The sequence below is a fragment of the Lacibacter cauensis genome (assembly GCF_007830055.1).
In the GTDB taxonomy this organism is placed as follows: domain Bacteria; phylum Bacteroidota; class Bacteroidia; order Chitinophagales; family Chitinophagaceae; genus Lacibacter; species Lacibacter cauensis.
Genome location: NZ_VLLE01000007.1, coordinates 166268 through 189809, shown reverse-complemented (window position 1 = coordinate 189809; position 23542 = coordinate 166268). Strand labels below are relative to the sequence as shown.

At 41.1% G+C, this 23542-nt stretch carries 21 protein-coding genes; 8 read left to right on the top strand and 13 right to left on the bottom strand.

From position 1 onward, the window contains the following. Positions 1–62 precede the first annotated feature (62 nt). From IQ13_RS20090 to IQ13_RS20045, 10 genes are all read right to left on the bottom strand, one after another. Positions 63–593 carry a dihydrofolate reductase family protein gene (locus IQ13_RS20090; protein WP_144888539.1) on the bottom strand — a complete coding sequence of 177 codons (531 nt, stop codon included), beginning with the start codon at positions 591–593 and terminating at the stop codon, positions 63–65. 18 nt (positions 594–611) lie between these two features. Continuing rightward, complete coding sequence (locus IQ13_RS20085) at positions 612–2057, bottom strand: serine hydrolase domain-containing protein (protein ID WP_144888538.1); 1446 nt, start codon at positions 2055–2057, stop codon at positions 612–614. Positions 2058–2163: 106 nt separating this feature from the next. Continuing rightward, positions 2164–2940, bottom strand: coding sequence for a hypothetical protein (locus IQ13_RS20080; protein WP_144888537.1), 777 nt, complete (start codon positions 2938–2940; stop codon positions 2164–2166). Positions 2941–2957: 17 nt separating this feature from the next. Further along, on the bottom strand, positions 2958–4160 hold the full coding sequence (locus tag IQ13_RS20075; protein WP_144888536.1) for a serine hydrolase domain-containing protein: 1203 nt from the start codon (positions 4158–4160) through the stop codon (positions 2958–2960). A gap of 30 nt (positions 4161–4190) precedes the next feature. Further along, positions 4191–4781: a hypothetical protein gene (locus IQ13_RS20070; RefSeq protein ID WP_144888535.1), complete on the bottom strand. Its 591-nt coding sequence runs from the start codon at positions 4779–4781 to the stop codon at positions 4191–4193. 109 nt (positions 4782–4890) lie between these two features. After that, positions 4891–5481, bottom strand: a complete 591-nt coding sequence (locus tag IQ13_RS20065) for a DinB family protein (protein WP_144888534.1) — start codon at positions 5479–5481, stop codon at positions 4891–4893. Between the two features lie 72 nt (positions 5482–5553). Further along, the gene (locus IQ13_RS20060; RefSeq protein WP_144888533.1) at positions 5554–6132 is read right to left on the bottom strand and encodes a Crp/Fnr family transcriptional regulator; all 579 of its coding nucleotides are present in this window, start codon (positions 6130–6132) and stop codon (positions 5554–5556) included. Between the two features lie 317 nt (positions 6133–6449). Further along, on the bottom strand, positions 6450–7082 hold the full coding sequence (locus IQ13_RS20055) for a response regulator (protein ID WP_144888532.1): 633 nt from the start codon (positions 7080–7082) through the stop codon (positions 6450–6452). 69 nt (positions 7083–7151) lie between these two features. Beyond that, positions 7152–8261, bottom strand: a complete 1110-nt coding sequence (locus IQ13_RS20050) for an acyltransferase family protein (protein WP_144888531.1) — start codon at positions 8259–8261, stop codon at positions 7152–7154. 5 nt (positions 8262–8266) lie between these two features. Next, complete coding sequence (locus IQ13_RS20045; RefSeq protein WP_144888530.1) at positions 8267–11332, bottom strand: ligand-binding sensor domain-containing protein; 3066 nt, start codon at positions 11330–11332, stop codon at positions 8267–8269. A 210-nt stretch (positions 11333–11542) separates the two neighbouring features. Here IQ13_RS20045 and IQ13_RS20040 point away from each other — a divergent pair, with 210 nt between their 5' ends. The 8 genes from IQ13_RS20040 to IQ13_RS20005 all read left to right on the top strand — a co-directional run bounded on the left by IQ13_RS20040 (position 11543) and on the right by IQ13_RS20005 (position 18951). Further along, positions 11543–12019 carry a GIN domain-containing protein gene (locus IQ13_RS20040; protein WP_144888529.1) on the top strand — a complete coding sequence of 159 codons (477 nt, stop codon included), beginning with the start codon at positions 11543–11545 and terminating at the stop codon, positions 12017–12019. A gap of 184 nt (positions 12020–12203) precedes the next feature. After that, positions 12204–12491 carry a hypothetical protein gene (locus IQ13_RS20035; RefSeq protein ID WP_144888528.1) on the top strand — a complete coding sequence of 96 codons (288 nt, stop codon included), beginning with the start codon at positions 12204–12206 and terminating at the stop codon, positions 12489–12491. A gap of 170 nt (positions 12492–12661) precedes the next feature. After that, complete coding sequence (locus tag IQ13_RS20030) at positions 12662–15199, top strand: phosphoenolpyruvate carboxylase (RefSeq protein WP_144888527.1); 2538 nt, start codon at positions 12662–12664, stop codon at positions 15197–15199. 270 nt (positions 15200–15469) lie between these two features. Further along, the gene (locus IQ13_RS20025) at positions 15470–15889 is read left to right on the top strand and encodes a hypothetical protein (RefSeq protein WP_144888526.1); all 420 of its coding nucleotides are present in this window, start codon (positions 15470–15472) and stop codon (positions 15887–15889) included. 5 nt (positions 15890–15894) lie between these two features. Continuing rightward, on the top strand, positions 15895–16287 hold the full coding sequence (locus IQ13_RS20020) for a DUF1801 domain-containing protein (RefSeq protein WP_144888525.1): 393 nt from the start codon (positions 15895–15897) through the stop codon (positions 16285–16287). Positions 16288–16453: 166 nt separating this feature from the next. After that, complete coding sequence (locus IQ13_RS20015; protein WP_144888524.1) at positions 16454–17329, top strand: carbon-nitrogen hydrolase; 876 nt, start codon at positions 16454–16456, stop codon at positions 17327–17329. A gap of 140 nt (positions 17330–17469) precedes the next feature. Continuing rightward, the gene (locus tag IQ13_RS20010) at positions 17470–17823 is read left to right on the top strand and encodes a four helix bundle protein (RefSeq protein ID WP_144888523.1); all 354 of its coding nucleotides are present in this window, start codon (positions 17470–17472) and stop codon (positions 17821–17823) included. A 6-nt stretch (positions 17824–17829) separates the two neighbouring features. Continuing rightward, on the top strand, positions 17830–18951 hold the full coding sequence (locus IQ13_RS20005) for an agmatine deiminase family protein (RefSeq protein WP_144888522.1): 1122 nt from the start codon (positions 17830–17832) through the stop codon (positions 18949–18951). A gap of 201 nt (positions 18952–19152) precedes the next feature. Here IQ13_RS20005 and IQ13_RS20000 read toward each other — a convergent pair whose 3' ends face one another. The 3 genes from IQ13_RS20000 to IQ13_RS19990 form a co-directional block, all read right to left on the bottom strand. Further along, positions 19153–20259, bottom strand: a complete 1107-nt coding sequence (locus IQ13_RS20000; protein ID WP_144888521.1) for an outer membrane beta-barrel protein — start codon at positions 20257–20259, stop codon at positions 19153–19155. Between the two features lie 111 nt (positions 20260–20370). Next, on the bottom strand, positions 20371–21774 hold the full coding sequence (locus IQ13_RS19995; protein ID WP_144888520.1) for an ammonium transporter: 1404 nt from the start codon (positions 21772–21774) through the stop codon (positions 20371–20373). A 225-nt stretch (positions 21775–21999) separates the two neighbouring features. After that, positions 22000–23508, bottom strand: a complete 1509-nt coding sequence (locus tag IQ13_RS19990; RefSeq protein WP_144888519.1) for a glutamate synthase subunit beta — start codon at positions 23506–23508, stop codon at positions 22000–22002. Positions 23509–23542 lie beyond the last annotated feature (34 nt).

Sequence of the window (23542 nt, the reverse complement as noted above, 5' to 3'; positions counted from 1 at the left end):
CTTTTCTCAAATGTACGCTGGTTCAGCTGCGGGCTTTCTCACATGAACATGTGAAAAAAGCACTACTGTTGTACCTTGTAATGCAGTTGTACCAATCCGGTATCGAACGACTTTGCCTGCAGCAATTTCATTTTCTGCATTGCATAGTGCTGTTCGAACAAAGCAATACCGCTGCCAAGTAAAACAGGAATAATCGACACATACAGTTCATCAATCAGTCCTGCCTGCAGTAAACGGTTCACAACGTAAGCACCGCCATCAACAAAAATGGTACGGCCTTCCTGTTGCTTTAATTGCTTCACCAGTTCAACAACATCGCCTGTATAAAACTGTGCCGAGCCAACTGCTTCTTTTGAAGTTCTTGTTATAATGTACGCTTCTTTATCGGCATGTGGAAAAGGATAGCCCATCGCTATTACTTTATCGTAGGTCTTTTTACCAAGCACCACCGTATCCACTGCAGAAATAAATGCGGCATATCCGTAATCCTCTCCTTCCTTTTCCACAGCCGATAAAAAACTGAGATCACCATCGGTTGTTGCTATAAATCCATCAATACTTGCTGCAATAAAAACAACTGCTTTCCGTTTCATTGAATTTTGCTGATTTGCTTACTTTAATTTACTGCTGATACTCTGCAACATCATTTTCGCAAACTCATCGTTTGCATTAATAGCAAGTGCTTTATTAAACCACTCAACTGACTCTTTGTATTTTTTCTGATTAACATAGAGCTGCCCTGTTACATTGTACATCGATGCTTCATTTGGAAATTCCTCTCTGCCCATCTCCATTACTTTAAATGCTTTATCAATCTCTTTCATGTTTTCAAACATATCCGAAAACATAATATAGATCCAGGGGTTAGGTGTTTTATCCATACCCTGCTCTTTCAGTATCTGCTTGTAATTACTGCACACGTACTCAAATCCCTTTTGCTCGGTAATTTCCATCAATACATTTTCCAGGTACTTAATGGGTTTCTCTGCTTCCTTGTTGTATAAAATACGCAGGATGTTACCCGATACATCACGAGGATTCACCCGGTTGTTGATCAGCACAACAACCACATACCCATCTTCCTTTACTATGCGCAGATCGGAAGAGAATCCCTTGCCACCACCATCATGACTGTAAATATGCTTGCCGAATTCGTTTTCATTATCCATCCATCCAAAACTGTACATGCCGCCTCTGCCGAACTTAACTTTACCGCTCCACATACTATCACGCATAGCAGTATTCAACAGCTTTCCGTTTAATAAGCCTTTGGCAAATCTGTACAAATCAACCACGTTCGACTGCATGCCTCCATCAGAAAAACCCGGAAACTCATCAGCTGTTCCGTTTACAAATGTTTTTTCGGTGTAAGCAAGATAGGGTGTAGCTTCTTTGGGCGATACAAACGTTGCAGGATAATGAATGTAGGATTGCTTCATTCCTGTTTTTGAAAAAATGCGTTCTTCCAGGTTTTCGTTGTACGATTTGCCGGTAAGTTTCTCCACAATTTTCCCGAGAATGATAAACCCTGAATTGGAGTAATCGAATTTTTCGCCCGGATAGCCCGTTGTGGGTTCCATCGCCACAACATACGGCATTACATCGTTCAACGATTTTAACTGATGCCGCTCGGCTTCGTAGTTAACATGCATCATGTAGTTACCAACTCCCGATGTATGGGTGAGCAACTGGTACACCGTAATACTATCGGCCCGTTTAATAGCAAACTCAGGAAGAATAGACGACAATTTCTGGTTCAACGACAACTTTCCTTCCTGCACCAACTGCATAATCAAGGTAGCAGTAAAGGTTTTACCCATCGATGCAATGTTGAAATTGGTTTCAAGCTTATTCGGTACGGCCGATTCTTTGCTGGCAAGACCAATCGCTTTGCTGTAAAGAATATTGTTGTTTTTTGCAACGAGCACTGTGCCCGAAAACTGTTTGGTAGTTGTGAACTGCTGCAACAGGCTATCGATTTGTAATTGCTGCTGCGTAGTAATTTGGGCATACAATTGCTGTACGCTGAATGCGAGTAAAAAGATGACAGGTTTCATGGTTTAAAAGTAAGTCCGGATAATGTTTACACCTATCACATAAGTATGTGAAAAAGGGCGTCCTTCGACGCCCACTGAAACCAAGACCCAACTTAAACCAATACAATCAATAACTGTATTTAAAAAGAATACTTACAGTACTTCGGCTGTCGAACATGCGTTTGGTTACCGGGTAACCATCGGCATCGTACGTATATTCAAATGTGATTTGCTGGTTAACATCACCTGTTGGTGAATAATGCACAATACGGCGAGGATTATTCTTTTGAAAAATCACATCAGGCAAGTAAACAAGTGAAGAGAAAAATTTATCCGGATTCTTAGCCGCATCGTACTGATCAAATACAACATAACCTGATAAGGTGAATAGGTCTGCAAGATTGTATCGCAAATGATACAGTATCCTTTTCAGATTACCATCTGAGTAGTATTCATACGTCTGCTTTGTTTCAACAGGAAGTCCGGGATCGTTTTGATTAATTCTTTCAATAGCTTCACTGAGCTGCCCCTTTGCATTGTAGCTGAAAGTGATTACCGAAATTTCGCCGCCCATAGGACGAAAGCTGCGCACTTTTACCACACGTTTTCCTTCTGTTTCGTAAAATACAGAAGCAGCCTCAGAACCTGCCGTATTGATTGTACCATCAACATAGCTATACGTTGTTGTGGTTTTGCTTACGCCTCCACCATTAACAAACTGCAGATCGTATTTGATCAATTGCTTTTCGCTGTTATAGAAATACTCCCGGTAATCGCTTTCGGCAGTAGCAATTTTAGTTACATATTTTACCGGCGGCTCAACAACCGGCACCGGATTTTTTTCGGGCTTGCAGGAAGTAAAGATTACTGCAGCAATAAACAGGAAGGTATAGATGTTTCGCATACACTTATTTTAGTTGATTAACGATAGGTTGCTACGTAACGACATAAATCAATTTTCATATCGCTTGTTTTAAAAAGATACTCGCCAAATAACTGCCGGCCTGCATTAATGGTAATAAACAGGTACGTATCGTTTGCCGGCACATAAATTACCTGCGTGGTTCCGCCAAGTCCATCGCCTTCGTGGCCATAGGTAACGGTAGGCTCCGTTTTATTGTAGCGGCCGTAGTATTCAAAACCCAAACCATAATCGGGCTCTGTACTGTTTTTGCCTTGTACCCATGTACGCATTTCCTGCAATGAAGCAGAACTGACGATTTGTCCTTTAATCAATGCTTCCATAAAACGAATCACATCCAAACCATTGGCAGCAATACCGCCATAGCCTTGCAATCCTTTTGCAATGGTGTTGTGCCACTGCGTTACATTTTCAATTTGTCCGTTATTGTAACGTTCAAAGTAATAGTTGGGAAAACCCAATGCTGCAATCTGCGCATCGTTAACACCGTAGTATGTTTTTGTAAGTTGAAGCGGTTGTAAAATTTCTTCCTGCAAAACCTGTGCATACGGCTTACCTGCTGCCTTTTCTACTACCCATTGCAGCAATGTATACCCACTATTGCTGTAAAAGAAATCGGTACCCGGTTCAAACAAAGCCGGTTTGTTATAAATAAAGCTGATCTTTTTTTCGAGGCTCAGTACAGTAAGCGGATTATTTAACTGGTACAGTTGAAAAGATGGTTCAACGGTATGGTTCAACATACCGCTGCTGTGATTCATTAACTGGCGAACTGTAATCTTATCTGCGTTTGCTATCGGACTGATGACATCTGCAGAAAGGTATTGGCTGATCTTTGCATCAAGGTTCAACAATCCTTTTTCCTTCAAGCGCAATGCGGTTACTACCAGGTAAGTTTTAGAGATGCTGTAGATCCATGCGGTAATATGATCGGTGAAAGGAACTTTGCTTTCCACCTTTGCATAACCTCCATTTACTACAAATAAGCCATCGGCATTTTTTACCATTACCTGCGCACCGGTAACACCTTTGTCGATATGTTTTTTTACCAGGAAAACAAGACTGTCTTTCATGGGGTGATCGAAGTTAACCGGCAAAGCAGGTCCGTTTATAACTGCTGTAGATGTGCTGTAAATATCTTTCCGGCAGGATTGTGCAATCACTAAAAACAAAACGGGTAAAATAAAACGAAACTGTTTCATACAATGGATGATAATAAAGGTTAGCAGTAATTATTTTTTTGAAGAGTACTTTACACCAAGTAAAAAATACGATGATGGCAAAGGCGAAAGATCGGGCGTATACCCCATCAACACATTTAACTGATAAGCCAGGTAAGGTGTAAAGTTTCCTGCTTTGGTATGAATCGATCGGTAACCTGCACTTGCAAGTACCGGTAATTGTAAAACACCTTTAGCAGCTTTTCCCTCTACCCATTCTGCTCCATTCCACTTTAAAGGCGCAGAAGGATAGAATGAAAACTGGTAACCGATACCTGTACCAATACCCAACTCAATACGTTTGGCAATAACAGGATTGTATTGAAAAAGTACTTGTGTAAACAACGCATCGCCTTGTTTGGGATGTTTATTATAGCCTAAACGAAAAGAAAGTGCAATTGTGTTTTTGATATTTAACGGTTGATGTACACTTGCAATAACTACCGGCTGCAATCCAACTACATCGGCTTTTAAAAAAGGTGCGTAATAGGTTTGTACACCCGCTGCCACATCGAAACCCAGGGGCTTTGATTGCTGTGCTGCACCGGTAAGGGTACAACCGAAAGAGAAGCTGATGATAAAGATGATAAGGTTTAATTTCATGGTAACATTTATTGATTTGCAAAGCTTCCGAAATTCCGGTTCTGCCCCAACCACACAATCATGTGAAAATGCAGCCGCAGGTATAAAATGATGTGATAAAACAACCACATCATTTTACCTGCAGGTGAGCAACGAAGGGTTGCAACGCCTTCAGTGTATTTTCTATCTGCAAAAAATGACGCTGCTCATGTGCAATAAAAAACCGGAAGGTGTCGCCCAGTTTTAACGTAATTAATTTGCTGAGGGTGGTAGCAACACGGATGTAATCGAGGTTAGCGGTACGGGCAATCTGCAACAGGTTGAGCAAATGATGTTGATGATTGATGAACTCCTGCAGCATCGCCTGTGCATCGGGTTGTGCAGATGGCACCGCATTCGAAGGCGATTTCATCTTCGACTTTAAACTGTTATTATCCAAGGGCTTCATCAACTGTGTAAAATAATTCCCCAGCCAGCCCGGTGTAAATACATCGTTAGCACCCGTTTGATTTAAATGTAATTTCTGCTCTATGGCAAGAATGTAATGACGTGCATAAATGTTGAGGTGTTCCAGCACCTGCGCTACACTCCACCTTCCCTCGGCCGGTTGCTTTACAAGCAAAGCCGGATCGGTGTTTTGCAACAGCGTGCATTGCAGTAACAGCTCCCGCACATCGTTTTGCAAAAGTTCAAGTAAGGTGTTGCTGTTAATCTGTTTCATTGTTTCTTATTTTCAACAAAATTCAACAGAACAGCAGAAAGCATTCTTGGTAAAAACCAAGATTTACGGTCATCAGATTTTTACAGAGCCGAGCAACTTACTGAAATTAGTGGCATCCATGCCCAGGTAAGAGGCAATGTATTTATGCGGAACAAGATTGAGGATATGCGGACTCCGCTTGAGTAAGGTTTTAAACTTTTCTTCGTTGCTGAAACACTGCAACTCGATGTGGCGTTGCAAAGCTCCTTTTAGTGCAAAAGCAGTTGCTTTAAACAATAACTGTTGAATGAGTGGTGATGATTTGCGCATCGCTTCCACTTCATCGTAAGGCAAACGCAAAAAACGACTGGCTGTAATGGTTTCTAAAAAATAAAGTGAGGGTGATTGTGTAAGAAAGCTATCGGCTACACCACTAAACGAAGGCGGGTACGTAAATACAATCGTGGCTTCTTTGTTTTCATCGCCAATATAAAAAGCACGTTGCACCCCTTCCAGTACAAAGTACAGGTAACGTTCGGTTTCGCCGGCTGCAGTAAGAATGGTTTTACGTTTTACTGTAAGCGGTTGCCAGTTGGCAGTAAAGCGCTCCAGTTCTTCCTGTGGCAGAGGAGAAATCTGTTGTACAAACTGTTGCAGCAAAGTAATTTCCATTACACTAAAGATAGTGCAATGAAGCTGAAGCAGAAAAGAAGCTTCAGTTATTTTCGGGATTACCCGTACAGTTGATGAGCAGGTAACGAACGCTGTTGCCTGTTGCTACAACATAAATATGTGCCCACATCAGATCGTTCATAAAATAAGGTTTAATGTATTAACGTAACTGATGTGAAGATAGATTGCAGCAACACAAAAATCAATCGCATAACTGTGTGAATTGCGGATTGTATTGCCTGAAATGATGAACCGCATGGGTACCAAACAAAACAGCCCCGGCATTGCCGGGGCTGTTCCTCAACAAACAAAGTTTGTTACAACAATTTATCTTTAAATGCTTTTGCTACTGCCTCACTCTTGGAGTTTACATGCAGTTTCTCGTAAATCTTTTTAATATGGCTGCGTACGGTATCGATGGAGATAAACATTTCGGAAGCAATCATTTTATAACTGTAGCCATCTACCAGTAATTGCAGCACCTGCTTTTCACGATCGCTTAAATTATAGTCTTCGTTTTGCGAAGGTGTTATCTGCGAAAACATTTTCAATACCTGTGTAGCAATCGATGCTGTCATGGGTGCGCCTCCACTGGCCGCTTCCTGTATGTACTCCAGCAGTTTCGCAGGCGGTGTTTTCTTCAACACATATCCATTAGCCCCGTTACGGATGGCATCAAATACGTTTTTATTATCATCAAAAACAGTGAGCATTAATATTTTTACGTTGCTGTTGACTGCACGTATTTTTTTCAAGCCTTCAATACCGTTGGTTCCGGGCATATCAATATCCATCAATATCACATCCGGATTCCAGGCGGCCACTTCATCAGTTACATTATCACAGTTCTTGTAAGAAGCCAATACGTTAAATCCGTCACTGCCATCAATCAGCATCGTTAATCCTTCACGCAACTGCGGATTATCTTCGTACAGCATTACTTTAATCATATTGATTTGTGTTTTTACAAAAGTACAGCACTGCCTTTTGCCATCCATCACATAAACATGTGTAAGTTATCAGAAGCCACGGCCACCTGTCAAAAATCCATAAAGCTTTGGCACAAAGCGATGCAACAGCATACCCACAACTGTACAAATACTCAAGGTAACCAACGGCACCAACAGGTAACACAATAAACGGTAATTCGGAAACATGGAAGTGTTCATTACCGCCCATTGCATCATATACGGCAGTAGCGGAACATGTATGCCGAAAATAAAAAAGGAATAACTGCTTGTTACATGGTACCAGCGTTTACTGAGGAACCATTTAATTACACGGTCGGCACCAAACCACATACTCATAATACCGGCTACTACTGCAACCTGGTGCATGATGATTAAAATTGTCCATGTTTGCTTTGTATCGGGTTCCAGCTCAAACGCCATAAATGTTTTAATTAATGAAAACCCTATGAATACAATCATCGCCAACCCAAGACTAAACCATTGCGGTTCTTTTTCCAGCGAAAAATTTCTCTTCTGCACCCACACACCGAGCGAAAAGAAAAACAGTCCCCTGAAATCAATAAACGGTACATTGATGATGGAAACAAAAAACAGGATGAAGGTAAATGGCAGCCAGATATACGGCAGCTTTACTACCAGCCAACGGATAACCGGGTACAGCAGGTTAAAAATAAACAGCGAAAGAATAAACCATAGCTGGTACGAAATAGGAGCCAGTAACCAGCGTTCAACAATACCCCGCCAGCCTATTTCGGCATAGGGGCGGTTATCGCCCAGCTGATCAATACCTGCTTCGTAAACTACTTTAGCAGTGTATGGAAACTGCTGCAATAAGAATGTAAACAACAAGCCTAACCCACTCCATACTACGTAAGGAATAAGCAATGTGCGGAAACGGTTCTTCACCTGTTGCAGGTACGGACGATGATCGTAAGTTGCATACAGGTAACCCGAAATAATAAATAACATCGGAATACGAAAACGCAACAATCCGTTAGCAACAAAATATTCAAAAAAGGTAGTGATGGTTAAAGGTTCTTCAACCGAGCTGAAGGGAGCAAGATATCCGTTCTCCAGGTTGTAGCCATGTACATACGCCAGCAATGCAATGCAGATGAATGTAAAAAAGCGGAACTTCTGACTAAGTGAACGAGTCATGATGTTTAATTAAGCGGTACTGTTAACACAACTTCTGTTCCCTCCCCTGCTATTGATGTTAATTGTAATTTTCCTTTTAATGCATCGGTACGCTTTTGCATATTACCCAACCCGTTTCCGCCATCTGCATCCTTAATATCAAAACCAATACCATTATCCTTAACACGTAATAAAAGCTTCCTGTTGTCAACAAACACATGCACTTCTGCTTTAGAGCAACGTGCATACTTTGCTGCATTGTTTACGGCCTCTTTAAAAATAAGAAAGAAATCCCTTCGGCCCTCCATATCAATCTTTGCTTCGTTTACGTCTTCATCGGCTTTAAAATCGAGCTCTATATCTTTTGCTTCAAACACGCTTGTAGCAAACTCACGCATACGGGCCACCACTTTCTGCATACTGTCATTAGCCGGTTTAATGGCCCACACTATATCATCCATTGCTTCCATCATACGCTGGCTGTTGTCACTGATCTTGCTGATGTATTCTGCCGTTTTATGGGTATCGGTATTTAGCTTGGCCTTAGCCATTGAGCTAAGGATATTGATGGTGCTGAGGGTGCTGCCCATATCATCGTGCAGATCTCGTGCTACACGGTTACGGATTTTCTCGACAGCAAAATAGCGGTTGAGGCGCAAGCGATGCATGCTGTACGCAATCAAAGCAATGATCACCAGCAGCATCGTAATAAACCATTTGGTGCGCCAGAAAGGTGGCTTTACAAATATCTGTAAGCTGCTGATGTTTTTTGACACTAATCCATCAAGACTTTCGGCTTTTACTTTAAATACATAACGGCCCGGGGCAAGCGCAGTAAACGGAACAGACAACCGATCGGCACGGATCCAATCGTCGTTCAATCCTTCCATTTTGTAATAGTAAATAAACTTTTCCCTGTTCTTAAAATCGAGCGAAGCAAAGCTAATGGTGAAATTATTCTGATCGGGATTTAACCGTACTTCACGCAAACGCTGTAACGAGTCGAGCAACTGGTATTCGCTTCCCAACAGAAAATCCGTTAAGGTTACATCGGGAGGCGGAGCGCTTCTGCGGAAAGTTTCGGGCTTAAAAAACAACAAACTGTTTACACCCGAAAACATCAGGTAACCATCGCTGCAAATGAAATCTGCTTTGTCGGTCAGCTCGCCCATCAATATCCCATCCTTGCTGCCATAGCTGGTAAAACTTTTGCGTTTATGATCGTAACGGGAAAGACCTTTGTGTGTAATAATCCAGAGGTACCCGTTTCTGTCTAAACGTAAGCGCTTAATTGAGTTAGAGGGCAACCCGTTTTGTACAGTTACCTGTTGAACTGTTTTTGCATTTTTGTTGATGATGTTTAAGGCAGATGTAGCTGCATAAATAATACTGTCGTTCAACTGTTCAAGATCATCGCAGGAATTTGTGAAGAGATTATTGGTTGCTGAGGAAGATGTGTAATGCTGTTCAATTTTTCCTGTTACACCGTTAATGGCATAAATACCTTTGTCCTGTGTTGCCACCCAAATCCAGCCATCGTTATCCACTAACAGTTTATAGATGATAGCACCAACCCCAAGATCAAGTACAGTACGGTATGTTTTACCATCGTACTTCAGTACACGACCAGCCTGTGTACCAAACCACAGCATGTTATTTTTATCTTCAACAATATAACGGATAGTTCGGTTATCAAACTCCGGTGGATGCAGGTACTCTGTTTTCTGCGTTTTTACATCATGCACCATCAGAAAACCAAACTGGCAACCGATATATATTTTGCCGGTGGCTTTTTGCTGGCACATGCTCCATGTAAGTTTATAATTATACTTGTCGTTTTCAGAAACATGCTGCATTTGTTTATACAACGGCGATGGATAGGGCATAAAATTGCGGCCCAATGTAATTACTCCTTTCCCCCATGTACTAATCCAGTAATCGCCGTTTTGCAGTTCGGTTAAATCGGTAACACTGTATTGTCCGGGAATTGCAGACAAATACATGTTTACGATATCCGTAGAAAAATTAGAGGTGTAATACAAGCCTTGATCGCTGGCAATCCACAACACACCATCCCTGTCTTCGTATAACTGATTGATGGCTTCGTAACGTATGCCATAATTATCGAGGTACTGGGTGCGGTATAACTGAAAGCCTTTGTTAATGGGATCATTTACATTGGAGAGGCTATATAAATTCGCCAGCCCATATACCCATAAAACACCTTGCTTTGTTTCAAAAAAATTACGCACTTCTGTGTACGATGTGCTCACACCATTTAAACCGGCAGTATCTTTTAATGGCTTACCGCTTTCGTCAAAACAATGGTATGCCTGGCTGCCCGGCCAGTTAAACACCCAATGCCTGCGTTGCTTATCAATATAAATTTCAGATACATAATGGTTGACCTGCTTATTGTTGAGCAATGGAAGATTGGCGGGGTTGTTACCGCTGTACCATGTTTGTTTCGTAGATTCATCGTACACCAGCAATCCGCTATCGCAAACAGTCCAGTATCGTTTTTTGATTGTATCGTGAAACGTATTAAAACCAAGCTTCCAGTTTGGAGGTAAGTTGTTCAGCACTGTATTTTCGGTAAAAGCATTTAGTGCCTTATCGTACTTAACAATCTTACCATATTGCTTTATGTTAATGTACGTATTACCATAACCATCCTGCCACATACGAAACTCCGACCGTGCGGGAAGCGGCTTTGAAGTTTTAATCGGAACGTTTTTATATGTGTAAGTGGAAGGATTGAAAATACCTACCTGCCGCATTGTAAAAACGGCCAGCCACATGCTGCTGCTGTCGTACGGTAAAATCTGGTTAACGGCAACAGTAGGTAACGGATCGCCTTTTGTACCTGTGGGATTAAAGGTTACAAACTTACCGCCATCGAAACGTTGTATGCCGTTACTGCCACCAATCCATATAAAACCTTTCTTATCCTGGTAAATACTAAAAATTACATTCGACTGTAATCCCAAACCATCTTCGGTACTGATGCGGTTAAAGGCATACGAAAAACGTTGCGCTGAAAGTTGCACAGCTGTGGTACATAAAAAAAGAAGCGTAAAAAGTATTCTCATGCAAATGCTTACTGCATCAAATGTAAACAACGTGTTTTACATAAAAGAATACCTGCGGTAAAACCACATACTTATGTGGTGTATAACTGCTTCCATGCCGTTGACTGGTTTATTGAACATGTTTATGCGGTTGTAAAACCCCTGCTGGCGAAGCATCTTTGTACCGTTAAACCGATCAAACAAAAGGCGAAAGCCGCAAACCTTATCATCATGAAGTATTTATTCATTCTATTCATCGGCATGTTTACAGCCGCTGCAGCACAGGCAGAAATAGTAACACGGGAAGTGAAGCTGAAAAGCAGCTTCACCATTCTGGAAGTAAGCCACGATATTGATGTGGTGTTAACGGAAAGCACCGACAACAGCATCCGTATTGAAGGTGAAGAAAAACTTGCAAACGCTGTTTTACTCGATGAAAAAAACGGCAAAGTGCGTATCCTCAGCAAAAAAGGTTCGATGCACAAAAAAATTACAGTGTTTGTACCTGTACAAAACCTGCACAACCTTATTGTTAAAGGCTCATCTTACATCCGCAGTAACGGCAACTTAAATTCAAAAGAATTGCAGGTGAAACTCAGTGGCGCATCGAAAGTTGAAATTAACAACATCGGCAGTATTGTATTTGAAGCCGATGAGGGCATTGACATCATGGTGCAAAAATGGAACAAAACAAATGCTCCCCGTTAACTCAACATTTTCAGGTAACGAAAGCTGTCCGTAAAGGGCAGCTTTTTTTATTTACTGCAAAACGATTCGTTGTGCAAATACAACACTTCATTCAACCATTCTTGCTTTTCACATATTTATGCTATTGTGCAGGCTTAACAGCAAATTATCTTTGAGTTGTAATTGAACAGTAAACATCATCAACATGAAAAAAGGAATTTTAGTCATACTGGTACTGGCAGCATGGTTCGTGCTGAAGACCCGTCAAAACGCAACTGCTTTTGCACACAGCAATAACAGCATTGATCAAAAAGCAATGCTGTTTGCAAAGCATATTCAGCAAGAATTTTTCTCCTTTACTACCGTTCATTTGTCGAACATTAAAATAAAAACAAACAGTTGCAAGCAAACGATAAAAACATTGCCGTTGCAGGCCTGCAGAGAAGCACAGCGTATTAACCATGAAACCTTATTAACAATTAACAGCCTTTAAAAACACTTACTTTATTTTAAACCGTCCTGTCCGCAACTCTTATCCGTTTTAAAATCAAAGCCGCCCTGTAAGGCGGCTTTAACGTTTGCGTAAACAAATTTTTCCAGCCCTGTAATTCTTTTTATCTTTCCGCTCAACGATTGCCTGCTTTTTAAAACAGGATTACTATTATGTCATTTTCAAACACAACCGGGCTTCAGCAATTTAAAAGCCAGGTAGGTATTAAATTTCAGCTTTACAACAGTTTATTTACCTCGTTGCCATTTCATCGTATTGAGCGCACAGGTATTATGCTTTCGCTTTTATTAACCAATACAGAAGATGGTTATAAAAAGAAGTTGAGCCCTGTAGAAATTATTGAAGATTTCTTTTCACGCCACACAACGTACAGCAAAGAACAGGAACAGATCGATTTACTGTTTCGCTTTGTGCAATACACCGAACGCCAGATTGTGTTGTTTGATGCGTTGGAAGATGCTGCTTACCGAGATGTGCATGATATGCAGGGAGCTGGTTCGTTAAAGCAATTGTTTAACGAAGTACAAACAAAAGAAAAAGAAGAAGAGTTGATTCAAAAGCTAAACGACTATTGTATCCGTTTGGTATTAACTGCTCACCCTACACAATTTTATCCCGGTTCTGTTTTAGGAATCATTCACGACTTATCAAAAGCATTGGCAGAAAACAATGCTACGCAGATTAATACTTACTTGCAGCAGTTAGGTAAAACACCGTTTCTGAAAAAGCAACGTCCTACACCTTACGATGAAGCAGTAAGTTTAATCTGGTATCTTGAAAATGTTTTTTATGCTGCTGCAGGAAGAATTTACAGCAACATTAAAAATCAACTGCAACTGGGTATTGAGTTTAATCAACCACTCATTCGCATGGGCTTTTGGCCTGGTGGCGACAGAGACGGCAACCCGTTTGTAACAACAGATATTACCTTAAAGGTTGCAGAATTGTTACGTGGTTCTATTATCAAATGTTATTACCTCGATGTACGTCGCATGAAGCGTCGTCTCACTTTCCAGGGAGTAGATATTTTATTAGCCGGACTGGAAAAGAAACTCTACGATAATATTTTTATCCCGGGGCACACTACCAGCTTAAGCAAAGAAGAAATACTTGCAACGTTGTTCGAAATAAGAAGCATTCTTATTCATCAACACAATGGCTTGTTCCAGAACCAGGTTGATGCACTCATTAACAAAGTGCAGCTGTTCGGTTTGCATTTTGCATCGCTCGACATTCGTCAGGATAGTTCAATACACCGCAAGGTGTTATCGGCAATTGCAGCAAAAGATGGAAACAACTTTCCGTTTTTACCGGGCTATACTGTTGATGAAGAAAACACAGCTACAACCGACATGGTAAAAGAAACGCTGGATGTAATGAAAAACATCCGCACCATTCAGCAACAAAATGGAACCGATGGTTGCAGCCGTTATATCATCAGCCAATGTACAAGCGCAGAAAATGTAATGGAAGTATTTCAGCTGCTGTTGTTAAGTGGCTGGGATAAAGATCATCTCAACATTGATATTGTTCCTTTGTTTGAAACCATTGAAGATTTGCAGCACGCACCTGCTGTAATGAAAGAATTGTATACACATCCTGTTTATAAAGAACACCTTGTTCGCCGTGGACGCCGCCAAACCATTATGCTTGGCTTTAGTGATGGCACAAAAGATGGTGGTTACCTTATGGCCAACTGGGGAATTTATAAGGCGAAAGAAGAACTGAGCCGCATATCAAAAGAGTATGATTTTGACGTGATGTTTTTCGATGGACGTGGTGGTCCTCCTGCACGTGGCGGCGGTAAAACACATAAGTTTTATGCATCGATGGGTAAACATATTTCCAACAAAGAAATACAGTTAACCATACAGGGACAAACCGTAAGCTCCAACTTTGGTACAACAGATGCTGCACAGTTTAATATTGAACAACTGCTGAATGCGGGTATCAGCAACGATTTGTTTGCTACCAATAAAGTAACGTTGAGTAAAGAAGAAGAAGCGTTGATTATGGAAGTTGCCGGTACAAGTTATGATGCTTATTCGGATTTGAAAAAGCATCCGTACTTTATGCAGTACCTGGTAGATACAAGTCCGCTGAAGTATTACAGCGATACAAATATTGCCAGCCGCCCTGCTAAACGTGGCGGTTCTGCACGATTGGAATTGAAAGACCTGCGTGCCATTCCTTATGTGGGTGCATGGAGCCAGTTGAAACAAAATGTTACCGGTTATTATGGTGTGGGTACTGCGTTGAAAGCATTAGACGATCAAGGTCGTTTTGGAGAATTTAAGCAACTGTACAATAATTCGCTGTTTATTAAAACACTGATGGATAATTGTGAGATGGCAATGAAAAAATGTTTCTTTCCGCTTACAGAATATTTAGCCAACGATCCGGTGTATGGCGAAATATGGCAGATGATTTACAACGAATACGAATTGACCAAGAAGTATGTGTTGCTGTTGAGCGGCAATACAGAGCTGATGGAAAATTATCCGGTCGATCAGTTGTCGATACAAATGCGTGAACGCATTGTGTTGCCGTTGCTCACTATTCAACAATATGCCATTGCAAAGTGCAGAGAGTTGAACGGACAGCAAAATGCAACCAGCAAAGCAGCGTACGAAAAGCTCATCATCCGTTGTTCATTTGGTATTATCAATGCAGCAAGAAATTCAGCGTAAGAACTAAGTTTATCTTGATAATGGAAATCCGTGTGGTGTACGCTGCACGGATTTTTTTATTTGCATGCTGTATTTATACTATCGAAAGTGACCGATAGAGCAGATTTTTTGCTTTAGCTTTTTGGTTGGTAACCGTATCAACCGAAATAGGTTGATAAGAGCTATTTAATTTTGCAGGATGTTGAGTTGTTGCCAATCCGTTATTTTTTGTTGCACACAATTTTGTTTACTTTAGGTAAAGAATTTCACAGAAAATTACACCTGTAGCACATGAATATAAACTACAAACTATTATCGGTCACTTTCCTTGCTTTATTTATGCAGGCTTGTATGCCTGTAAACAAACCGATACAACCTGAATACAAAAATTCGTTACAGGCCGTCATTGCAGATCTATCGAAACAAACTTCAATCACCAACTTTTCAATCTCTTCGATGAACAAATATTCTTCAGATGTAAATCCTACCTGTGATTTGAAGATTGAATTAACAAATGCGGCTGTATCCGCCTATACTACTGTTGATTTAGACAGTTTATCCAGACGTATTGCCCGTATTTTAAAAAGCCATATTACTAATATAAACAGCTTCGATTGGATATCTGTTTTGTATATAAGAGATGATGGATTACCGGTATCTGACTCCACACAACAATATGGTTTTGCATACAGGCCAACAGACATAAAATAAATATTATGCATCTCGATATTCAAGCCTACAACAACAAACAGTCTCCGTTAGAGAAAGCAATTTGCGATTTGCTGGCAACGGAAATCAACAAAACACTTGATGAAGCAGAGAACAAAATCTGGCATGCACATCCTGTCTGGTTTCTTGATGGCAACCCTATTGTAGGTTACAGTAAACAGAAAAAAGGAATCCGCCTGATGTTCTGGAGCGGTGCTGATTTTGATGAAGAAGCTTTAGATATAAAGGGAGAAAAATTTAAAGACGCATCAGTTTTCTACAACAATACATCAGAGATCAATACCAAAGATCTGAAACGATGGTTGCAAAAAGCAAGAGACATTCAGTGGGATTATAAGAATATCGTGAAACGAAAAGGTGTGCTGGAGCGGTTAAAATAAAGCTTCATGTATATTTTCGGCAGACAGGTTTTACGTACATGCCCACCACAAGTGCATGAAATCAGCCATGTAAACATGATCAAACCAATTCCCCATTCCTAATTCCAAACCTCTGCTCCCCCCTCCCACAATTTCTGTATTTTTGCTCCCTTAATCAAAAAGCACAATGAGTAAAGTACAGGTTGGGTTGGTGCAAATGAGCTGTACCGCCAATAAAGAAGAAAATCTGCAAAAGGCCATTGCTAAAACAAGAGAGGCTGCTGCCAAAGGCGCACAGATCGTTTGTTTGCAGGAGCTGTTTACATCGCTCTACTTCTGCGATGAAGAGAACTATGATAATTTCCTGCTGGCAGAAGCCATTCCTGGTCCCTCTACCGATGCATTGAGTGCCGTGGCAAAAGAGTTAGGCGTGGTAATCATTGCTTCGTTGTTTGAAAAACGTACACAAGGTTTGTATCACAATACAACAGCAGTGCTGGATGCCGATGGTACTTACCTGGGCAAATACCGCAAAATGCATATCCCCGATGATCCTGCTTATTATGAAAAGTTTTACTTTACACCCGGCGATCTCGGTTACAAAATATTCAAAACAAAATTCGCCAGCATTGGTGTACTCATCTGCTGGGATCAGTGGTATCCTGAAGCGGCACGAATCACCGCATTGATGGGCGCAGAAATTTTGTTCTATCCTACAGCTATCGGCTGGGCAACATCACAAGACGAAGCTACCAATACCGAGCAATACAATGCATGGCAAACCATTCAACGCAGTCATGCAGTTGCCAACGGCATCCACGTTGTAAGTGTAAACCGTGTTGGATTGGAACAGAACGGCGCCATGAAATTCTGGGGCGGTTCGTTCATCAGCAATCCGTTTGGTTCATTGCTGTACAAAGCATCACATGATGCTGAAGAGGTGCATGTACAAGAACTCGATCTCACAAAAACAGATCGTTACCGCACACATTGGCCTTTCTTACGAGACAGAAGAATTGATTCGTATCAGCCGATTACCAAGCGATATATTGATGAAGACTAAAGAATAGTTAGAAGTCGGGAGTCGGAAAGTCCGGAAGAGTTGTGCCGAAATTCGAAGCCATTGCTTTTCTTTCTGTCTTTCCGACTTCCGGTCTTTTAGAATTCCTGACTTAATCATTTCATACACCTAAAACTACACCTATGGCCTTCAAGTTTGAAAAGCTGATTGTTTGGCAAAAAGCACTCGATCTTTCCGATGTTGTAAATCAACTAACGAAAACATTTCCGAAAGACGAAGTGTATGTGTTGACTTCGCAAATAAAACGTGCAGCCGACTCTGTTTCGCTGAATATTGCAGAAGGGTCAACTGGTCAAACCAACCCGGAGTTCAGTCGTTTTCTTTCGTATGCACTCCGATCAAATATTGAAGTGGTAGGATGTATTTTTATTGCACAGCGCAGAGGTTATATACAACAGCAGGAATTTGAAAAAATATACCGCCTGTGTGAAGAGATATTGGTTATGACAAATGCACTCAGAAATACTTTAAATTAAAAAGCGTTGAAAAACTTTTTTCATTCATCAAGAAACTTAAATAGTGCGGAGGCTTCTTCCGGTCTTCCGTCTTTCGGACTTCCCGACTCTCCTACCCCCAAAGAACTCGGATATTATTTTCCGGCCGAATTTGCACCGCATGTTGCCACCTGGTTAAGCTGGCCGCATAAAGAAGCAAGCTGGCCGGGAAAAATTCATACCATCTTTCCTTACTACGCACAGTTTATTAAAGAACTAACCAAAAGTGAACTGGTGCGCATTAATGTGGCGGACGAAGCCATGAAAAATTTTGCGTTGGGTCATTTGCAAACAGCAGACGTAGATCTTAGCAAAGTTGAATTCTTCTTCCACCCTACAAACGATGCGTGGTGCAGGGATCATGGTCCGGCATTTCTCATTAACCCCAATGCAGAACACAAGAAAGTAATTGTTGACTGGGGATACAATGCATGGGGCGATAAATATCCTCCGTACGATCTGGATGATGTAATACCAACACTCATTGGCAAACATTATCATTTACCGGTGTACAATCCGGGTATAGTTATGGAAGGTGGCTCTGTTGAGTTTAATGGCAACGGTACATTAATGACATCTACTGCCTGTTTGCTCAATCCGAATCGCAATCCGCATCTCAACCAACAACAGATCGAAGAATACCTCATCAACTATTATGGTGTTGAACAAATACTGTGGGTTGATGAAGGCATTATTGGTGATGACACCGATGGACATATTGATGATACTGTACGTTTTGTAAATGAAGACACCGTATTAACGGTTATTGAAGAAAATAAAGCAGATAAGAACTACGATTTACTGCAACACAATTTAAAGCAACTGCAAAGCATGCGTTTACTCAACGGTAAACAATTGAACATTGTTGAATTACCAATGCCTGATGAAGTTGTGCACGATGAGCAACGTTTACCTGCATCGTATGCCAACTTTTACATTGCCAACAAATCGGTGATTGTTCCAACCTTCCGTTGTGCAAAAGATGAAAAAGCGCTGCAGATCATTCAGCAGTGTTTCCCCGATCGTGAAGTAGTGGGTATTGATTCTACTGAAATCATATGGGGCTTAGGCAGCTTTCATTGTTTAAGTCAGCAGGAGCCGCTGGTATAATCAACTAGTACGATCAACGCATAAACAGAAAAGTCTCTCCAAATGGAGAGACTTTCTTTTTCTCATGCTTAGTTACGATTACCATCATTAAAATTTTAAAATCGAACCCCTTTGTAAAAACAAAGGGGTAATCGATTGCCTGCTATAGAAAGAGCGGGCCTGCCATATATAAAAAAGGAAACTGAATGGCCGTAGTTCAAGTTAGAATTTATACACGGCAGCCAACAAAAAGCTAGCAGCTGATTTCGTTCCTGCACCATCTTTGTTACTGTAGATGCTGCCACCTGCACTTTCAATACGCAGTTCAGGAATAAAGGTGAAACCACCTACTCTGAAGTTCGCTGAAAGAGTGTTTGCAAAGATGGATGTGCCAAAGCCTTTTACGCCGTCTTTATCATCGAATAATTCGCTACGCAGTGTTAAACCAAATACATCTGAAGGATCGAGGTTCAGATAGGCAGCAGCACCCCACCAGCTTTTTGCATCTTCATTTTTAGAACCATCCCAAGCCTGGCTGCGGTTGAGTGTTGCGTTAACACCAATATTAAATTTCTTGCTCACAGCAAATGTGCCAACAAAATCGAACTGGTTTACAACAGATGTATCAGGATTTTTACCTCCTACAAAGTTTGCGTAGAGTTTAATACCGTCTGTTGCAGCAAGGCTGTACTGTGCAATAAAAAATTTCTTCTCAATTTGTCCGGCAGGTAATAAACGGTAATCAGTAGGATTTGCAATACCTACCATGAATCCACTTTTACCAACAGTTAAATCTGCTTTAATACCTGCATGTGTGAAAGGACCATTAGTGAACATGTAACTCATACTGTAGTTACGGTTCAGTTGCGGATCAACCAACTCATAACCTACATGCGTAGCCCATGTACCTGCAGTGAACTTTAAATTTTCGATGGGAGCATATGAAACATACAACTGTTTTACTGCAGCAAAAATACCTGCATCGTTATAAGCAAATTCCATAGCACGTGGACCAAAACCAAGATCAGCAACGGCACTAACTTTATCGCCAGCATGTTCAAATTTAACCGATGCCATACCCAATGCAAATGTGTTGTTGGCATTGGTAAAACTTGTACGGTTGTTTGAACCTTGTTTTGCAAAATCGTATTTGAAATACGTATCAGCAGAACCGCTGATGGTTAAGGCAGGTTTCTTTTCCGGCTCATCAGCAACAGTTGCTGTTGAGTCTGTTGGAGGAGTAACCTTTTCAATAGATGAATTCTGTTGAGCAAAAGACAATAGGGTAACACACAGGAGCGATCCTGTTGCGAAGAATTTTCGTAACATTGTGATAGATTTTAAGTGTTAATAAGGGTACAGCAGATCTGTTGCGTCAACAGCAGATCATATGCTGTACCTTTTTTTCTAAAGTAAATCGATAATGAAGGAGGATGGTGATTATTCTGAAATGTGTTCTGACACTTCTTCTTCTTTCATCTGGCCATTTTTAGCAACCAGCAATGTACCCTGCAGATACTTTTCGTTGTGCTGAGTAGCATCGAGACCTAATTCTTCTTCTTCTTCTGTTACACGTAAAGGCAGAATGAAGTTGATGAATTTAAAGATGATGAATGAAGCTGTGAAGCTGAATGCCACAACAATTACAAGGGCTTTCACTTGTGTAAAGAAGAAATCAAAGTTGCCGTAGAACCAGCCATCGTTACCAGCGCTGTTTACTGCTTTAGAAGCGAATAAACCTGTCATAAGCATACCAACCATACCACCAATACCATGACAAGGGAATACATCCAATGTATCGTCCAGTCTTGATTTTTGCTTGTAGTATACGGCGATATTAGAAATGATGGCTGCTACCGCACCAATGAAAATACTTTGTGGGATACCAACGAAGCCTGCTGCCGGTGTAATAGCTACGAGACCAACTACTGCACCAATACAGAAACCAAGTACAGATGGCTTTTTACCACGTACAACATCAAAGAACATCCAGCTTAAACCTGCGGCTGCAGCTGCTGTGTTTGTTGTTGCAAAAGCAGATACCGCCAATGCATTTGAACCCAATGCAGAACCTGCGTTGAAACCAAACCAACCGAACCAGAGTAAACCGGTACCGATCAATACATATGGTACGTTGGCAGGAGGAATTTCTTTGTTTTCCATGTGTACTTTTCTGCGCTTTAATACCAACGCACCTGCAAGGGCAGCACAACCGGCAGAAATATGTACTACTGTACCACCAGCAAAATCAAGAACACCCATTTTAAACAGGAATCCATCAGGATGCCAGCTCCAATGTGCAAGTGGTGCATATACTAATAAAGAGAACAAAACAGTAAATAGGATATAAGATGTAAAACGGATACGTTCTGCTACGGCTCCTACTACCAGGCCGGGAGTAATGATGGCAAACATCATCTGGAACAATGCAAACAATGCCAATGGAATGCTTGGTGCTAAACTCCAGGGAGCGCCTGAAGAAACATCTTTAAAGAACAAAAATGTAGTTGGGTCGCCAATGAAACCACCAATGGAAGAACCAAAGGCAAGACTGAAGCCAACTACAATCCAAAGTACACCTACCACGCCGGCAGCAACTACACTTTTGATCATGGTTGAAATAACATTCTTACGGTGCACCATACCGCCATAGAAAAAGGCAAGGCCCGGCGTCATAAGAAATACTAATGCTGTTGCTACAATAATCCATGCAATGTCTGCAGGATTGTAAACTCCTGCTTTGTCTTCAAAACCCGGAACAACGGGAATGAACAAAGAGGCAATGGCTACGGCTGCCAGAATGAGAAAGGGGGCAATTTGCCGTGGGGTTACTTTTTTAATCATGGTCTATCGATTTTTGGTTTAGATATTAATTAATTTTATAATTAATTATTATTTAACTAAAATACCGATAAAAAATCAAACAACTTGTTAGTTTAATTTACATTTTATATTTTTTAATATATACTGAATGGCAATAAAAAAACAGGTGCAATAATCTTAAAATCAATTATTTACACCTGTTTTACAGAGTTGGGCATCATATTACCCAAGAAACAAACTCGCTAATTAAAACATTAAAGCTGCCGCAGTTTGATCTTTTGTTTCTAAAACGGATAATCCGCCGCTTAAAAACTCATCTACTTTGCGTGCGCACTCACGGCCTTCGCTGATTGCCCAAACGACCAGTGATTGACCACGACGCATATCGCCGGCAGTAAACACTTTATTAATGTTTGTCTTGTATTCTTTTTCTGTTGCCTTTACATTCTTGCGCTCATCAAGTTCCACACCCAATTGTTCCAGCAAACCGGCGTATTGCGGATTCACAAAACCCATTGCCAGCAATGCCAATTCGCAAGGCATGATCCGTTCGCTGCCAGCTCTTTCAACAAACGATGCCGGACGACCATCTTCTGCACTCTTCCACTCCAGGTCAACCACTTTAATGGCTTTGAGATTTCCATTTTCATCGCCGATGAATTCTTTGGTTGCAATAGCCCATTTACGATCAGCACCTTCTTCGTGTGAGGAAGATGTTTTCAACGTCATGGGATATGTTGGCCAAGGCATGAATTGCGTGCGGCTTGTTGGCGGCATCGGCATCAGTTCAAATTGTGTTACCGATTTTGCTTTATGACGGTTGCTGGTGCCAACACAATCGCTGCCGGTATCGCCTCCACCAATTACTACAACATTCTTACCTGTTGCCAACACTTCTTCTGCAAGAATATTACTCTCAACAGCAGCATTTGCTAAAGGATCAATATTGGCATTGCGTTTATTCTGTTGCTTTAAGAACTGCATCGCAAAGTATACGCCCTTCAATTCACGACCTGGAACATTAAGATCACGTGGTACTGTTGAACCACCTGCCAGAACGATTGCATGATACTCACGCAACAGATCATTCACATTCACATTTACACCTACATTGGCATTGCATTTAAAGGTTACGCCTTCTTCTTCCATCAGTTTTACACGACGGTCGATGACCCATTTCTCCAATTTGAAATCGGGAATTCCGTAACGTAACAAACCGCCTGGCTGATCATCACGTTCAAATACTGTAACAGAATGACCTGCGTAGTTGAGTTGTGCAGCTGCAGCTAAACCTGCAGGACCACTACCCACTACTGCTACTTTTTTACCGGTACGTTTGTTGATCTTCTTTGGCTGTACAAAGTTTTTCTCGAAAGCAATTTCAATAATGTGCTTTTCGATTTCTTCAATTGCAATAGCCGGTTGATTGATGCCTAACACACATGCCGATTCGCAAGGGGCAGGACAGATACGACCTGTAAACTCGGGAAAGTTATTGGTTGAAGTAAGGATATCGTATGCATCCTTCCACTCTTTATTGTACACCGCATCATTGAACTCGGGAATAACATTTCCTAAAGGACAACCATTGTGACAAAACGGAACACCACAGTTCATGCAACGTGCACTTTGCTGGTTCAGCTTTTCATCGCTGTAACGGTTTACAAATTCTTTGTAATCATTTACACGCTCTTCCACGCTGCGTTTGCTTGGAAGCTCTCTCGTAAATTCTAAAAATCCGGTTGGTTTACCCATTTCTAAAACGATTTATACACTTTACGTTTAATGA

What these genes read in the sequence shown, in the direction of transcription:
- IQ13_RS20090 (WP_144888539.1), bottom strand. Translation starts at nt 593, where the DNA reads ATGAAACGGAAAGCAGTTGTTTTTATTGCAGCAAGTATTGATGGATTT.
- IQ13_RS20085 (WP_144888538.1), bottom strand. Translation starts at nt 2,057, where the DNA reads ATGAAACCTGTCATCTTTTTACTCGCATTCAGCGTACAGCAATTGTAT.
- IQ13_RS20080 (WP_144888537.1), bottom strand. Translation starts at nt 2,940, where the DNA reads ATGCGAAACATCTATACCTTCCTGTTTATTGCTGCAGTAATCTTTACT.
- IQ13_RS20075 (WP_144888536.1), bottom strand. Translation starts at nt 4,160, where the DNA reads ATGAAACAGTTTCGTTTTATTTTACCCGTTTTGTTTTTAGTGATTGCA.
- IQ13_RS20070 (WP_144888535.1), bottom strand. Translation starts at nt 4,781, where the DNA reads ATGAAATTAAACCTTATCATCTTTATCATCAGCTTCTCTTTCGGTTGT.
- IQ13_RS20065 (WP_144888534.1), bottom strand. Translation starts at nt 5,481, where the DNA reads ATGAAACAGATTAACAGCAACACCTTACTTGAACTTTTGCAAAACGAT.
- IQ13_RS20060 (WP_144888533.1), bottom strand. Translation starts at nt 6,132, where the DNA reads ATGGAAATTACTTTGCTGCAACAGTTTGTACAACAGATTTCTCCTCTG.
- IQ13_RS20055 (WP_144888532.1), bottom strand. Translation starts at nt 7,082, where the DNA reads ATGATTAAAGTAATGCTGTACGAAGATAATCCGCAGTTGCGTGAAGGA.
- IQ13_RS20050 (WP_144888531.1), bottom strand. Translation starts at nt 8,261, where the DNA reads ATGACTCGTTCACTTAGTCAGAAGTTCCGCTTTTTTACATTCATCTGC.
- IQ13_RS20045 (WP_144888530.1), bottom strand. Translation starts at nt 11,332, where the DNA reads ATGAGAATACTTTTTACGCTTCTTTTTTTATGTACCACAGCTGTGCAA.
- IQ13_RS20040 (WP_144888529.1), top strand. Translation starts at nt 11,543, where the DNA reads ATGAAGTATTTATTCATTCTATTCATCGGCATGTTTACAGCCGCTGCA.
- IQ13_RS20035 (WP_144888528.1), top strand. Translation starts at nt 12,204, where the DNA reads ATGAAAAAAGGAATTTTAGTCATACTGGTACTGGCAGCATGGTTCGTG.
- IQ13_RS20030 (WP_144888527.1), top strand. Translation starts at nt 12,662, where the DNA reads ATGTCATTTTCAAACACAACCGGGCTTCAGCAATTTAAAAGCCAGGTA.
- IQ13_RS20025 (WP_144888526.1), top strand. Translation starts at nt 15,470, where the DNA reads ATGAATATAAACTACAAACTATTATCGGTCACTTTCCTTGCTTTATTT.
- IQ13_RS20020 (WP_144888525.1), top strand. Translation starts at nt 15,895, where the DNA reads ATGCATCTCGATATTCAAGCCTACAACAACAAACAGTCTCCGTTAGAG.
- IQ13_RS20015 (WP_144888524.1), top strand. Translation starts at nt 16,454, where the DNA reads ATGAGTAAAGTACAGGTTGGGTTGGTGCAAATGAGCTGTACCGCCAAT.
- IQ13_RS20010 (WP_144888523.1), top strand. Translation starts at nt 17,470, where the DNA reads ATGGCCTTCAAGTTTGAAAAGCTGATTGTTTGGCAAAAAGCACTCGAT.
- IQ13_RS20000 (WP_144888521.1), bottom strand. Translation starts at nt 20,259, where the DNA reads ATGTTACGAAAATTCTTCGCAACAGGATCGCTCCTGTGTGTTACCCTA.
- IQ13_RS19995 (WP_144888520.1), bottom strand. Translation starts at nt 21,774, where the DNA reads ATGATTAAAAAAGTAACCCCACGGCAAATTGCCCCCTTTCTCATTCTG.
- IQ13_RS19990 (WP_144888519.1), bottom strand. Translation starts at nt 23,508, where the DNA reads ATGGGTAAACCAACCGGATTTTTAGAATTTACGAGAGAGCTTCCAAGC.